Genomic DNA, 14,614 nt, shown 5'->3' with positions numbered 1-14,614 from the left:
ATCGAATACTAGTGAGACGTGAGGACTAATGGCAGAGGGAACGAACGGCAGGCGGCGGTTCTCCGATAAATGGGGAAAGCACGAATTGGATGTGCTCGCCGTATTGTCATCGGCGTTCCCTCAATGGCTCACGTCCCGCCAGATCGCCCAACGCGTGAAGGCCTACGCCGATTCCTATGGCGAGTTGGCCGATCAGGCCGCCAAGGCGGCGTTCGCCAAGCAGTTCCAGCGCGATCGCGCCAAACTGGCCGCCATGGGCATCGCCATCGAGTCCCGCCAGCCCGAGTACTCCTCCAAATCCGAGGGGCAGGATTTCGCATCCTATCGACTTCAGCTGGGCGATGAGCCCCGCGTGCGTCTGCATTTCGAGCAGGAGGATCTTCCGGTTCTTGCGGCCGCCAATTATCTGGCCAGGTCGATTTCCATGTCGCAGGCTTCCGAACAGGAGCCGCAATCCACGTCCCGCACCGCACCCCGCGTGCCGCAAACGCCGATTCCGGGGCTGGGGCTCGATTCCATCGCTCCTGGACTGGGAACCCAGACGATTCCCGAATCATTGGTCAAGGTCATTGATTCCCGTCGCTTCGCGGCTACGGTGGATGTGGACGGCGAGCATATCAACGTCGCCTACCGGGACACCGACGACCTGGCCATGTATGTGCTCGAGCACCCCGGCGCCTCCATCATCAGTCCGAAGGAGGCCGTTGAGGCTTTTCACCGTCGTCTGAACGCCGCGGTCAATTTCGCCGAGCTCGACGCGTCGGATGCCGTGTCCGGTCCGTCGGCGGCCACGGTGGTCACCCAGCCGTTGGTGCACGCCCAGTCCGATTCCAAAGACGAGGATCATGTCAAGCCCCACAGGAAATCAGGCTCCTTCCAGACCGGTTCCGAAGTCGATCGCCGTCTTCGTCTCATGCTGTTTCTTTCCGCTCATTTGGGTGAGGAGTATTCGCTGGCCGAACTTGCCGAGCGCTTCATCGGTATGCCCCGCAGCGAGGACGAACTGAGGAAGTCCGTGGCGGTGATCCACAAGGACATCAACACGTTGACCACGGTTTCCGATGATGGCGAAATGGCCGGCAGCCAGTTCTTCGACATCGACTGGTCCCTGCTTGACGCCGAAGGCATCGTTTCCGCCACCAATTCGCTGGGGCTGGAGCGGTTGGCCGGCATCTCCCCGCAGTATCTCAGCCTGCTGACGGCTTCGGTGAGCTATTTGGCGCATTCCCCGCTGATGTCGGAGCAGTCGCGCGCACAGGCGCAGTCCCTGTATCAGCGTCTGCGCCCGCATGTCAAGGCGGGCGAGACCCCATGGCTGTCGCTGACCGGCTATGAGCTGGAGCCGAACAGCTTCACCGTCGTCAGGCGCGCCATCAACGATGGGCTGCTGCTTGACATGGAGTACACCGATGGCGCGGGACGCACCCGTCGCAAAATTGTGGCCCCGGCCAAGATCTTTGTGGACGAGGGCCTGTATTATGTGGCTGTTTGGACCGACGTGAACGCCGCGGGCAAAAGCCTGGGCAAGGCCGGGCAGGCGCGCGACCATGGCTGGCAGGTTCTCCGCCTCAGCCGTGTCGAGCATGCCGACATCATCAAGCCGGAACAGAACGTCGAGATTCCGGATGTGCCGATCAGCGAGCTTCGCAAATGGAGTTTCGACAATGGCACCGTGGCGGCGTTCGTCACCGATCAGGCCGATCTGCCGTTCATCAAGAATCTGCCGGGCGCCAGCATCGAGCCCTACGGGCAGGGCGAGAAGGTCAATCTTACGGTTTCCTCTGACTCGTGGTTCGTCGCGTTCTGCATCGCGCATGCCCGCCATATTCTTGCCGTGGCGCCCAACACGCTCCGTTCCATGATTATCGCCCGGGCGGAGCGGGAACTGTCGATCGGCACGCAGGACGGCGACTGACATGCCCTGGTGGGTCTGGGTGCTGTGCGTTATGTGGCTGTTGGCGGCCTTGACCGGTGGCGTTGCATATGCGGTGGTCCACGCCTTGCGGCTGATGCGCGGCATGGGGGAGACCGGACGGAGGATTTCCGTTCCTCTTGGTGCCATGGGCGATGCGCACGTCGAGCGTGCCGACCCTGATGACCCTTCGTTCGTTCAGCCCTTGGCGTCGGCGGTGGATCGGTATGTCGATGCGCACGCCGGCAAACTGCGCCGCAAGTCCGGGACTGAGAATCGTCATGCGGCGGCGTGGAAGCGCTGGGCAAACGACAATTGGGCCGACAAGAGGTAGGCTCTTCGGTTCGCCGGCCCGTCGCCGTGACCTGACAATCATAATGAAAGACCGTTGATATGGCAGCACCTCATCATCGCAGACAGCAACCTCATGACAGTGGACATGTCGGCGCCGCACAGCGGTATGCCGCATTCAAGGCGCGGCAGCGGCACGCCGGAACCGTTGCGGCGCAATTCGAGCGGTCGCTGTCGTTTGATCTCGACGGCTTTCAGCGCCGCGCCATCGATGCCCTGGAAGCCGACACGAATGTGCTGGTGGCGGCTCCCACCGGTGCCGGTAAAACGGTGATCGCGGATTTTGCCATCTACCTTGCGCAGCAGCGCAATGTCAAGGCGTTCTATACCACGCCGATCAAGGCGCTGAGCAATCAGAAATACCATGACTTGGTCGATCTGTACGGCGAGGACCGCGTGGGACTGCTCACCGGCGACAACTCGATCAACTCCGAAGCCGATATCGTGGTGATGACCACCGAGGTTCTGCGCAACATGCTGTACGAGCATTCCACCACGTTGGATGCGCTGCGCTATGTGATTCTTGACGAAGTGCATTATCTCGCCGATCGATTTCGCGGTCCGGTGTGGGAGGAGGTCATCATCCACCTGCCGCAATCGGTCCGTATCGTAGGGCTTTCGGCAACCGTATCGAATGTCGAGGATTTCTCGTCGTGGATTGCGTCGGTGCGGGGCGAGACGCGGCTGGTGGTGTCCGAACGACGACCCGTGCCGCTGGAACAGCATGTCCTGGTGCAGTCGGACGATCGCAGCGAGCCCGAGGTCCTTGACCTGTATCTCCGTGACGAGCATGGCGAGCAGACCACCACGCTGAACCGGAATCTGCTGGTTCGGCTTGAGCAGCTCGACCGTCAGGCGGCCCGCCGGCAGTATCATGGCAGGAGAGGCGAATCCAACCGATCGTACGATCCCCGCGGGGGGAAGGACCGGAAGCCTCAGCGCCACACGCCTCGACGCTGGGCTGTGGTGGACGAGCTCAATTTCCTCGGCATGCTGCCCGGCATCTATTTCATTTTTTCACGCAACGGATGCGATCAGGCCGTGAACCAGTGCATCAACGCCGGGCTGGAACTCACCACGGACAGGGAGGCCGAGCGCATTCGACGGATTGTGGACGAGATGGTCGAAGGCCAGCTCACTAAGGATGATCTCGCCACCTTGCATTTCTCGCAATTCCGCTTTGCTCTGGAGGAGGGGTTCGCAGCCCACCACGCCGGGATGATTGCCCTGTTCCGCCAGATCGTCGAACGCCTGTTTGAAGAGGGGCTGGTGAAGATGGTGTTCGCCACCGAAACGTTGGCGCTAGGCATCAATATGCCCGCGCGATGCGTGGTGGTGGAGAAGCTGGAGAAATACGACGGCACCGGCCATGTGAGTCTGACCCCGGGTGAGTTCACCCAGCTGACCGGCCGCGCCGGCCGTCGCGGCATCGACACCATCGGACACGCCATTGTGGTGGATCACGCCGGCTTTCTGCCGCAAACCGCGGCCGCGTTGTCCTCCAAGCGCGTCTATCCATTGCATTCGAGCTTCCGGCCGACGTTCAATATGGCGGTTAACTTGCTGAACGCCAGCGACTATGCCACGGCCCGGCGGACGCTTGATCATTCGTTTGCCCAGTGGGAGGCCAATGAGTCCGCCACCCAGCTTGAGTCGAATATGGCGACGCTTGAGCGCGCGCTCACGGGCTATGAGCAGGCGTTCGTCTGCCAAATGGGCGATTTCAAAGAGTTCATGACCATACGCATGCAGTTGTCCGATCTGGAAAAGGGGGAGCGGCGCGCGTTGAAGCATACCGCGTTCTCCTCGGACGAGGCGCGCAAGGCCGCATGGCATAGCCTTGATATGCGCATCGCGCAATTGAAGCGCAGGGAGCATGATCATCCGTGCCGCAATTGCCCGGATCTGCAACGACATCTGCGGTGGGGCCATCGGTGGGCACGCGAGCAGCGGGAGCTCGAACGCGTTCGAGAGCGGTATGACTCGCGGACTGGGTCCGTGGCTCGCCAATTCGACCGAATCTGTTCCGTCCTCAACCAACTCGGCTATATCGAACAGTTCGACACCCATGCCGCCGGCACTGCCGACAAGGCGTTCGGACTCACCGACAGCGGCCAGTTGTTGCGGCGTCTATACAGCGAGCAGGATCTGGTTCTCGCCGAGGCGTTGGAATCCGGGTTGCTTGACGATCTCGATCCGGCGGAACTCGCCGCGGTCGTATCCGGTCTGGTGTACGAGGCGCGGCGCGGCGGCGGGGGAGAGCCGCGGCAGTATCCCGGCGGCGCGAAGGGCACGGTGTTCAGCACCGCCCGTGCCTTGGGCAAGCTGCGGGCCCAGATCAGCTACATATGCCAGGACAACGGTCTTGACGATCTGCCTCAGCTTGACTTCGGCATATGCGACATTGTCTACGAATGGGCTTTGGGGCGTGATCTGTCGACTGTGCTGTATGCGAATGATCTGACCGGAGGCGACTTTGTGCGCAATGTCAAACGGCTGGCGGATGTGCTTCAGCAGATCGCGGCTATCGCGGATCTGCTGCCCGGCGACGGTGACCGGCTGGCGCGGACCGCGCACGACGCCTACCTGGCTGTCAACAGGGGGATCGTCGCCTATTCGGGCGTTGAATAAGAGGCGTCAAACGGAATAATCCAATGGTCCCAGCTGTTGGATATCGTTGGATGAGTTTGCAAGGTTAGGAGACTCCAATATGGCGGAACGTTCCCTCAGGGGCATGAGCATTGGCGCAAAGTCGCTCGAATCAGATGACAATGTCGATTTTGCCGCAAGGAACGATGTGGCATACATCTGTCCGAAGGGCCATAGAACCATTCTGCCGTTTGCCGAGGGGGCAGAGATTCCCGATGAGTGGGAATGCCGCTGCGGCGCCGTCGCCCACCGAGAAGGGGAGGACGGCGAAACGAACGAGATCACCAAACCCACCCGTACGCATTGGGACATGCTGCTGGAGCGTCGCAGCGAAGAGGAACTCAAGGCGCTGCTCGACAAGCGGCTGCAGATGCACCGTGACGGCTGGATTCCCGATTACGAGTAATCGCGGTCGTCGGACGGCAATCATATGAAGCATAGTCGATCCGCCGCAAGGCAATGGAGAGTATGACATGGCACAGCATCCCATGAAGGTCGTTCTGTTGGATCTGGACGGCACGCTTACCAAATCAGATGAGGGCATCATCCGGTCGGTGGTCAAGACCTTTGAGGCCCTGAACCGTCCGGTACCCGATGACGCGGAGCTCAAGCGCTTTATCGGCCCGGCGATCATCGAGTCGCTGAGACGCAATCATGTGCCGGAGGATCAGCTTGACCATGCCATCGACGTCTATCGAAGTTATTACGCCGACAAGGCCGTGTTTGACGATCCCAACGAACCGGGCGCCAAGGTGCCGGGCAGACTGGTGAATGTCGTGTTCCCGGGCATTCCGGAGCAGTTGGAACGGCTGCGCGCGGACGGCTATTATCTGGCGTTGGCGAGCTGCAAGCCCGAATACCAATGCGTGCCCATTTGCGAGCACTTCCATCTGACCGGTCTGTTGGATGGAATCTACGGCGCCAGTACCGACAATTCGCGGCTGGATAAGGACCAGGTCATCCGATACTGCTTTGACAATATTGGATTCGATCCCGATGCGGGAGACAAGGCCATTATGATCGGCGACCGGTATACCGATATCGACGGCGCGCGTGCCTGCGGCTTGGATTGCATCGGATGCCGTTGGGGTTATGCGCCCGAGGGCGAGATGGAATCCCATGGGGCGTATCGGATCATCGAACAGGTCAGCGACATCGTCCCGGCGGTCAACGCGTACTTTGCCGAGCATTGATGCCGGGTGAGCGCTGAGGCGCGTCGGTTGGACATGATCTTTTTTTTCGGATACCTAATCTGACATAACGTACATTATCGGCTAAAGATGGCAGGGGTGACATAACCCACAGGATCAGGCGCGACAGGCGTCGACGAAGGTGTCGAACAGCAGCTGCGAACGCGGGTCGACTGCATACAGGAATTCGGGATGCCATTGCACGGCCCACAGGAATCGGCTGGAGGTCCGACGTATTGCTTCGATGACGCCGTCCGGCGCCGTGGCCATTACCTCGAAACCATCCGCCACGTCGCGAACCGCCTGATGATGGTAGCTGTTGACTGCAATCGACCGCTGCCCAGCAAACAGATCTGCCAGCGGCGTGCCAGGAGCAAGCGTGACGTTGTGGCCAAAGGCGTCATAGGGAGGATTCATATGATGTTCCACGCCGCTGGGGTGTTCGCTGGGAAGATCCTGCCAGAGGGTGCCGCCGAACCAGCGATTGATGAATTGGATCCCCCGGCAGATGCCGAATATCGGCTTGTCCAAGCTCGTCACCGCCTGCAGCAGCAATGATTCCATGCGGTCGCGCCCGTAGCTCAGCACTTCGCTGCGGCCAGTGGCATCCCCGTCGGCACGGCGGCCGCCCATATCACCTTCGCGGTCTTCCGTGTCTCCAATGTTGCTGGCGCTACCCCACCGCGCCCCAACCGTTGATCCCGGCCGCACCCACGGACCGACATCCGGGCCGCCAGTGAAGAGAAAACCGTCGAATTGCTGCGCGCACTGGCTGACAACGGCCGGGTTCCCGCTCAGCGGCAGCATCACCGGCACGCCCCCGGCTCGCTCAATCGCCTTCATATATCCGGGAAGCATCCACAAGCTATCCCGACCGTAATCCATGAGCGGACTCAAGGCAATCATCGGACGTTCGGCGGTCATAAACCCTCCCCAAGCTGCAGGAGCCAGTAAACGAAGCAACTACCTGTAAGCGTAAGCGGCTCATGTAACAACGACTACGGCAAAACGCGCTCAGATCTTCCGGCGCTGCGCCTTCTGAGCCTCAAGCTTCATGCGCATACGCATGGCGGTCAGCTCGTCAATTGGGCGGACCGACGGTCGAGACGATGCCGATGTGTGGCCCGGGGCTTCAAGATCGACATGCGGCTCACGCTCAAGCGCCTCCTCGATCTGATGCCACAGCGATCCAACCGACACGCCGAATACGGCGCGTCCACTGTGCACCAAGTCGATGACCTGCTCGTTCGTAGTGCATTCATGCACCGTATCGCCGTCGCACATGATGGTGACGTCCTCCAACTGCTGAACCGTTCGTTGAGTCAGAAAGCCGATGGCCGTGGTCACGTTCTGCAAATTCACGCCGGCGTCAAGCAGACGTTTGGAAACCGCCAGAATCACCACATCCTTGAACGAATACAGGCGACGCGAACCGGACCCGTGGGAGGGATTGATCGAAGGCTCGACAATTTGCTTGCGAGCCCAGTAGTCAAGCTGGCGATAGGTAATGCCTGCGACTTTCGAAGCGACAGTCCCCCGGTATCCGCGTTTGGCGTCCTGGGCGTCCTCGGGTCCGAACAGCTCGCCTTGAATGGCACAGGCATTGGAATCGGCGCGCTCATGCCGCGATACATGCGGGGCGGGTTCCGCCATATGCATCACATCTCCTTGTCACGACCCGGCGTCGCATCATAACGCACCGGTGAGGAAACCATCGGTGATTCCACAACACCGGTGCAGACAGACAAGCCCGCGTCAGACCTGCGGCGCGGCAAGCACGGCGGATTTGGTGAAGAAGACCAGCCTGAACTTGCCGATCATGATTTCGTCGCCATTGCGCAGCGCTTGGTCGTCCACGCGCTGTCGGTTCACATAGGTGCCGTTCAGCGAACCAGCATCGATCACATGGTATACGCCCTCGATGCGGCGGAATACCGCATGCGCGCGAGACACGGTGGAATCGTCAAGCAGAATATCGGCGCTTGGATCGCGTCCCACCGTCACCTCGTCCTCATCCAGCAGATATCGTGAGCCTGTCACCGCCCCCCTGGTGGAGATCAGCAGCGCGGTCCCCTCGGCAAGACGCGCGATGGTGTCGAGATCTTCCTGAGTGAGGGGGCGATCGCCGGTGGCGGTTGCGGTGGTAACGGGAATGGCAATGGCGGGCATCCCAATAATGGTGGTCTCGCCTGCGGTAGGAATCGGATCAGTCATACGAGCTATTCTACAGTCTTTGCATAACGATACGCCGTTGGCTGGCGCACCGATTCAATTTTCACATCATCGGATTGGGTGATGGTTACCGTCGCATTGAAATCCAGCTTCAGCGAGGAGCCCACTCCTCCGGCGATGTCAATGGCGCTCTGCAGCGTAGAGGGATCGCCGATGGCCTTCACGATATACGGGCTCGACAATGTCTGACCGTCGCAGACCAGCCCGCCGTTGCCGCGCGTGAAGGATGTGGACGTCACAACGCGCACGCCATCGAATTCGATAACCTCGGCTCCTGCATTCCGCAGTTCCTCGATGAGATGGAACATCGTCGCCGCGTCGATCGGAGTGGTTGAATTCTCGGAGATGGATATGGTGATCCCCTTGCCTTGGGCCGGTAGGCGCCCGGAGAGAATGCCGCTGGTCTGCTCGTTCTGTTGTGCGACGCGGCGAGCCTGCTCCTGCTTGTCGGCAGCCTCCTTGATTGAATTCAGCTGCGCGGTCAACTCGTTTTTTCGATCCTCAAGTTTGGAGACCTGCGTGCTGGTTTCGGTGAACAGCCGCCTGAGCTCGTCCTCGGTCATCGACTCGTACGACGATTGGGTGTTATGCATCTGGACCATATACCCGAAGCCCAGCAGCGCGCACAGGACCGCCACCAATACGCTGGTGAGGATGCGATTGCGCGTGGCGTTGCGATTGAGATCGACACGCCCGGACTTGCGACGCACCTTGGGGAATGAACCAGTCGCGGTCCGGTCGTTTGCCTCATCCGCGCGCCGTTGGCGATGGAATGTGTTTGACGCGCCCTTTTCTTCTCGCTCGTTGTCCCTCACGCTATCATCCCCTGAAAATGAACCGGCGGATGGCGGAGACGTTCGAGAAGATGCGAATGCCCATCACGACGATGACGGCCGTGGTCAACTGGGTTCCGACGCCAAGCTGGTTGCCGAGAACGACCAGCAGGGTCGCGGTGATGACATTGGAGAAGAAGGATATGACGAACACCTTGTCGGAGAAGCTGCGCTCAAAATACGAACGTGCGGCGCCCAGCAGCGCGTCGAGCGCGGCGACGACCATAATCGGCAGATACGGTTGCAGCACAATGGGAATATCGGGTTGCAGGAAGATGCCCACCACTACACCGATGATCAGTCCAAGTACCGCGGCCATTTACTCGACACTCCTTGCATAGGACAGATTCTTTGACTCCGCGGCTTCCAGTCTAATCGTCGTCTGATTGGAAATCTGCGGGTGAATGCCAGCTCCGTTCAGTATATCCGGCACGGTTCCCGCGACGTTCGTGTCAACGGCCTTGCGCAGCGCGGTTTTATCGCCGATGGCCTGAATAATATACGGGCTTTCGATCTTCGTGAGATCGACGAGAATGGTGCCGCCAGCCCTGCGGATGGACGTCTGCACGCCGAGACGGCACCCGTTGACGGCGATGGCCTCCGCACCGGCACCCCAGAGCTGCGAGACATACCATTGCAGGTCGTCGTCGGATACCACGCGGATTTTAGTCCCCGATGCCGTTTTCCCGTCCGTGTTTGACGCGGAAACCGGATTGGTGAGCTGGACGGCGATGCCGGGGCCCTCCACTGCCAGCGAGCCGATGCCGAGTTCGTCGCGCGTCAGCGTCTCGTCCGTGGACGACGCGCCCACCTGGTCGGACAATGCATTGATCTGGGACCTCAGATCCGCGAGATCCTTGGTCAACGCATCGGATTGCGCCGAAACGTCTTCGATACGACTGATATACCAGTCGCGCTGCTGCTTGCGCGGATCGGAGTGCAGCCGCTGGACCACGACGGAACCGGAAATGCCGACGACGATGCAGATCAGGAACACGATGCAGCGTGTGCCCCAGATCTCCACGGCCGAGCGTGGACGCTGGTCGAGCAGCGAATCGGCATAGAGCGAATCCATGGGCCTGTTCGTCAGATCATCGACGAGACGCAGCGAATCGTCGGCGAGTCGGCGTCGCCGGGTCGAATCCTGGGCATGAATGCCAAGGGGCCCTTGGGGGTGGTGTCCCGTCAGGCGCCAGACGTCCGATGAAAAAACAGCCCTGCGATGCACAGGCATCATATCGACGGCAACGGGCAGTTCGGGAGGCATGCGCTCCGGCAACACGTCGCTCATCGCCGCGGACGTTCCGATCGGGCCGTCTTGATGATGTCATAGCCCTGCTTGAGATAGATGATCCCGGCCATCCAGTACAACGCCGCGCCCCATATCAGTCCGGCGATGCAGATCAGATGCAGGCCGAGTGTAAATGCGCCCTGCCACATTTCCGCGATAATGAACGCGGGGATCGTCATCATCAGCACCGCGGTGCCGGATTTTCCGACAAAGTGAACCGGAAGGGGACCGTAGTCGTACTGGGCGAGCACCAGAATCTCGATGCCCATGACCAGATCCCGCGCGCCGACGACCAGAAGCACCCACCATGGGATGATGCCGGCGATGCCGAGCGCGACCACCGAACAGAAAATAAGCAGGCGGTCGGCGATCGGATCGAGAATCTGGCCGATTTTGCTCACCTGGTTGAATCTGCGAGCCACCAGACCGTCAAGGCCGTCGGACAGCGCCGATACGGCCAGGACGAACAACGCCCAGACCATGTCGCGCCGGGTAACCAGCACTGCGAACAACGGTATCGACAGGATGCGCAACAGACTGATGGCATTCGGCACCGTCCAAATAAGATCTCTGGCTTCCGGACTGTACGCCGTATCCTCGCGATGCGCTCCCATCGACACCTCCCATACCTTTGTGCGCGACGTTCGCCTTACAGATCACCCAGTTTACATGCGTGAGGCCTGAAGCGCGGTAACGATGATGCCTCGGGCGCCAACCTCGTAGAGATCGTCCATCAGCTGGTTCACCGACTTCTTGGGAACCATGACGCGCACCGCGTTCCACTGCCTATCGTGCAGCGGGGAGATCGTCGGGCTTTCAAAACCGGGCGTCACAGCGACCGCAGCCGAAACCTTGTCAACGGGGATGTCATAATCCATCAGCACATACTGGTGGGCGGTCAGCACGCCCTGCAGACGACGGGAGAACACCACCAGACGTGGATCGTCTTCGGCAAGACGCGGCGAACGAATCAGGCAGGCCTCGGAATGCATCAGCGGCTCGCCGAAAATACGTAGGCCGGCGTTGCGCAGCGTGGTGCCGGTGGACACCACGTCGGCAATGAGATCGGCCACGCCGAGCTGCACGGAGGATTCCACGGCGCCGTCCAGATGAATGGTCTGGGCATTGATGCCATGATCCTTCAGATAATCCTGCACCAGCTTGTCGAAGGTGGTGGCGACGCGCTTGCCCTCAATGTCTTCGAGCTTGCTGATCGGAGACTCGTTCGGAGCGGCGAAGCGGAAGGTGGAGGCTCCGAAGCCAAGGGGCATGTGCTCGAGGGCGGCGGTGCCGGAATTCTTCAGCAGGTCCTCGCCGGTGATGCCGCAGTCGATGGTGCCCGCACCGACATACACGGCGATGTCGAGCGGACGGAGGTAAAACAGTTCGATTTCGTTGTCGGGATCCTGCACCACCAGCTGACGCGAGTTGGTGCGCAGGCGATAACCAGCCTCCGACAGCATATTCCAAGCCGGTTCCGACAGCATGCCCTTATTGGGCACAGCGATGCGAAGCATGATTCTCCTTGTGATTTGAACGAATCCATGCAAAGCCTTATGCGGCCTCGCGGTTACAGGTACTTGTATACATCCTCGAGGGTGACGCCATGCTTGATCATCATGACCTGCACGTGATACAGCAGCTGGCTCATCTCCTCGGCCATGCGGTCGTTGCCCTCGTATTCGGCGGCGATCCACGTCTCGCCGGCTTCTTCGACGATCTTCTTGCCGATGAAATGCGTGCCCTTGTCGAGCTCGCCCACGGTCAGGGAGCCCTCCGGACGGGTTTTGGACTTTTCGAGCAGCTCGGCGTACAGCGACTCAAACGACTTCATACTATGCTTTCACTTTCTGATCGATGCTAACGAACAATTGAACGTCTCAGGCCCTGAATGCGGCCTGGGCCTTGCTTCGAATGGATTCGATGGCCCCGGCCGGGTTGTCGGCGCCATATACGGCGGAACCGGCGACCAGCACATCGGCGCCGGCCGCCGCCACAACGTCCGCGGTGGCGGGGCTCACGCCGCCGTCAACCTGAATGTTCACGTCCAGACCGCGCCGGGTGATTTCATCGCGCAGACGGCGCACCTTGCCCATCTGATTGCCGAGGAATTTCTGGCCACCGAAACCGGGCTCCACGGTCATGACCAGCACCATGTCGAACTCGTCGAGAATGTCGAAAATCGGCTCGACCGGTTCGGCGGGACGAACCGCATATGACGCCCTGACGCCCATCTCGCGCAGCTGGCGGGCCAGACGCACCGGGGCATGCGTGGCGCCGGCATGGAAGGTGACCGACGCGGCGCCGCATTTGGCGAATTCCGGTGCCCAGCGGTCCGGATCCTCAATCATCAAATGAACGTCGACCGGCAGATCCGTCACTTCGCAGATGCGCTTGACGATTGGCTCCCCAAGGGTCAGGTTCGGTACGAAATGATGGTCCATAACATCAACGTGGACGAGATCCGCATTGGCGATGGCCTTGAGGTCTCGCTCAAGGTTGCAGAAATCAGCGGATAGGATGCTGGGGGCGATCTGAATGCTCATGGCTCCTCATTCTATGGATGGGTGGGTACGTCAGGTTCGGCCGGCATCGCGGCGTTGTCCGCGTCCGCGTCGGCCTGGCCGGCCGGCGCCGACGGGTCGACGGGTGCCTCCAACTGGGTCTCCATCTCAGTGACGGTACGCAGCTTCTCGGCAAGTAGTTCAACCGGCTTGCCCAGCTGCATGATCAGCGCGAACGCCACGGCGGCAAGCACGAACACCACCATCGACACCCACACATTGATGCGAACGCCGAGGAAGGTGTGGGCGAAGTCGATGCGCAGCATTTCAATCCAGGTGCGTCCGGCCGTATACCACATCACGTATATGGCGAACAGGGATCCGGCCTTCAGCCTCTTGACGGCCTTCGAACCGATCCAGATGATAAGGGCCGCTCCGATCAGGTTCCATATCATCTCGTACAGGAAGGTGGGGTGGAACAGCGTGCCGGTGGGACAGGTCCGCCCGTCATAGCATTGCTCGGTGGAGCCGATCGCCGTGCCATCGGTATTGAGCTTCAGCCCCCATGGCAGCGTGGTCGGGGCGCCATACAATTCCTGGTTGAACCAGTTGCCCAGACGTCCAATGGCCTGGGCAACCAACAGTCCGGGCGCGATCGCGTCTGCCAACAGCGCCATCGGATAGTGCCTGTGACGGCACCATGCCCATGCGCCCAATGCGCCGAGGAGGATGCCGCCCCATATGCCAAGTCCGCCATTCCAGATCTTGAACATCTCGACCCAGTTGCCGTTGGGACCGAAAAAACGTTCCGGCGTGGTGATGATGTGGTACAGCCTGGCACCGACGATGCCGCTGGGCACTGCGACGATGGTGATGTCAAACACTTGGTCGAAAGTGCCGCCGAGACGCTGCCACCGCTTGGTCGTCATCCATACGGCGGCGACGATGCCCGCGAGAATGCACAGGGCATAACAGCGTATCGTCACCGGGCCAAGCGTGAAATACGATATCGACGGTGAGGGAATGTATGCGAGATTCATAGCCTCATCCTAGCGGGCCGACGCCACGCCGCCGGCAAGCTCATCGGCCTTGGCGGCCAGCAGGGCCAGTCCCTCGCCCTCGTCAAGGGCGTGGCGACCCGATTCGTCAAGCAGCTGATGCACCAATGCGGATCCGACGATCACGCCATCGGCATAGGAACCGACTGTGGCCGCCTGCTCGGCGGTCGACACGCCGATGCCGACGCACACGTGCTTGGCGCCGGCGTTGCGGGCACGGTCCACCAGCCGTTCGGGGGAATCGGTGATGGTGGCGCGTTCGCCGGTCACGCCCATGCGGCTGGCGGCATAGACAAAGCCCCGAGCGTTGTTTGCCACGACGGCGAGACGCTCGTCGGAGGAATCCGGGGAGACCAGGAAGATGCGGTCCAGGCCATGGCGGTCGGAAGCTTCGATCCACTCCCCCGCCTCATCCGGAATCAGATCCGGCGTGATGAGCCCGGCGCCGCCGGCATTGGCGAAATCACGGGCGAAGCGCTCGACGCCATAGTGATAGATGAGATTCCAGTAGCTCATGATCAGCGGCACGCCGCCGGCATTGGCCACGGTTTCCGCCGCCTTGAACACGCCGTTGATGGATTCCCCGCTGTTCAG

Annotated in this window: 17 protein-coding genes; 5 read left to right on the top strand and 12 right to left on the bottom strand. The window is 60.7% G+C overall.

Annotation, left to right across the window (positions count from 1 at the left end):
* The first annotated feature begins 28 nt into the window (after positions 1-28).
* From B2994_RS01050 to B2994_RS01030, 5 genes are all read left to right on the top strand, one after another.
* Complete coding sequence (locus B2994_RS01050) at positions 29-1,915, top strand: helix-turn-helix transcriptional regulator (protein WP_291526555.1); 1,887 nt, start codon at positions 29-31, stop codon at positions 1,913-1,915.
* A 31-nt stretch (positions 1,916-1,946) separates the two neighbouring features.
* Positions 1,947-2,246: a hypothetical protein gene (locus B2994_RS01045; RefSeq protein WP_291526554.1), complete on the top strand. Its 300-nt coding sequence runs from the start codon at positions 1,947-1,949 to the stop codon at positions 2,244-2,246.
* Positions 2,247-2,305: 59 nt separating this feature from the next.
* Entirely contained in the window at positions 2,306-4,894 is a 2,589-nt protein-coding gene (locus B2994_RS01040) for a DEAD/DEAH box helicase (protein WP_291526553.1), read from the top strand.
* A gap of 79 nt (positions 4,895-4,973) precedes the next feature.
* Entirely contained in the window at positions 4,974-5,318 is a 345-nt protein-coding gene (locus B2994_RS01035) for an RNA polymerase-binding protein RbpA (RefSeq protein WP_291526552.1), read from the top strand.
* Positions 5,319-5,385: 67 nt separating this feature from the next.
* Entirely contained in the window at positions 5,386-6,105 is a 720-nt protein-coding gene (locus B2994_RS01030) for an HAD family hydrolase (RefSeq protein ID WP_291526551.1), read from the top strand.
* 114 nt (positions 6,106-6,219) lie between these two features.
* Here the strand turns inward: B2994_RS01030 and B2994_RS01025 are convergent, their stop codons facing one another.
* The 12 genes from B2994_RS01025 to trpA form a co-directional block, all read right to left on the bottom strand.
* A complete protein-coding gene (locus tag B2994_RS01025; RefSeq protein WP_291526550.1) occupies positions 6,220-7,026 on the bottom strand; it encodes a gamma-glutamyl-gamma-aminobutyrate hydrolase family protein in 807 nt (268 codons plus the stop codon).
* A 90-nt stretch (positions 7,027-7,116) separates the two neighbouring features.
* On the bottom strand, positions 7,117-7,755 hold the full coding sequence (locus B2994_RS01020; protein ID WP_291526549.1) for a MerR family transcriptional regulator: 639 nt from the start codon (positions 7,753-7,755) through the stop codon (positions 7,117-7,119).
* Between the two features lie 102 nt (positions 7,756-7,857).
* On the bottom strand, positions 7,858-8,316 hold the full coding sequence (locus B2994_RS01015; RefSeq protein WP_291526548.1) for an FHA domain-containing protein: 459 nt from the start codon (positions 8,314-8,316) through the stop codon (positions 7,858-7,860).
* A gap of 5 nt (positions 8,317-8,321) precedes the next feature.
* Positions 8,322-9,149 (bottom strand): DUF881 domain-containing protein, encoded by an 828-nt coding sequence (locus tag B2994_RS01010; protein WP_414630614.1) that lies wholly within the window; start codon positions 9,147-9,149, stop codon positions 8,322-8,324.
* A gap of 4 nt (positions 9,150-9,153) precedes the next feature.
* Positions 9,154-9,486, bottom strand: a complete 333-nt coding sequence (locus B2994_RS01005) for a small basic family protein (protein ID WP_291526546.1) — start codon at positions 9,484-9,486, stop codon at positions 9,154-9,156.
* Positions 9,487-10,458 (bottom strand): DUF881 domain-containing protein, encoded by a 972-nt coding sequence (locus B2994_RS01000; RefSeq protein WP_291526545.1) that lies wholly within the window; start codon positions 10,456-10,458, stop codon positions 9,487-9,489.
* Complete coding sequence (locus B2994_RS00995) at positions 10,455-11,072, bottom strand: CDP-alcohol phosphatidyltransferase family protein (protein WP_291526544.1); 618 nt, start codon at positions 11,070-11,072, stop codon at positions 10,455-10,457. Before B2994_RS00995 ends, B2994_RS01000 begins: the two co-directional genes overlap by 4 nt.
* Positions 11,073-11,123: 51 nt before the next feature.
* The gene (gene hisG, locus B2994_RS00990; RefSeq protein WP_291526543.1) at positions 11,124-11,975 is read right to left on the bottom strand and encodes an ATP phosphoribosyltransferase; all 852 of its coding nucleotides are present in this window, start codon (positions 11,973-11,975) and stop codon (positions 11,124-11,126) included.
* Between the two features lie 53 nt (positions 11,976-12,028).
* Entirely contained in the window at positions 12,029-12,292 is a 264-nt protein-coding gene (locus B2994_RS00985) for a phosphoribosyl-ATP diphosphatase (protein WP_291526542.1), read from the bottom strand.
* A gap of 46 nt (positions 12,293-12,338) precedes the next feature.
* A complete protein-coding gene (gene rpe, locus B2994_RS00980; protein WP_291526541.1) occupies positions 12,339-13,004 on the bottom strand; it encodes a ribulose-phosphate 3-epimerase in 666 nt (221 codons plus the stop codon).
* An 11-nt stretch (positions 13,005-13,015) separates the two neighbouring features.
* Entirely contained in the window at positions 13,016-14,002 is a 987-nt protein-coding gene (lgt, locus tag B2994_RS00975) for a prolipoprotein diacylglyceryl transferase (protein WP_291526540.1), read from the bottom strand.
* Positions 14,003-14,011: 9 nt separating this feature from the next.
* Positions 14,012-14,614, bottom strand: a 603-nt coding sequence (trpA, locus tag B2994_RS00970) for a tryptophan synthase subunit alpha (protein WP_291526539.1), incomplete at its 5' end; no start/stop codon positions are given.

Origin of the sequence: Bifidobacterium sp. UBA744 (assembly GCA_002298605.1) — a bacterium.
Classification (GTDB): domain Bacteria; phylum Actinomycetota; class Actinomycetes; order Actinomycetales; family Bifidobacteriaceae; genus Bifidobacterium.
This window is presented reverse-complemented; position numbering and strand designations above follow the sequence as displayed.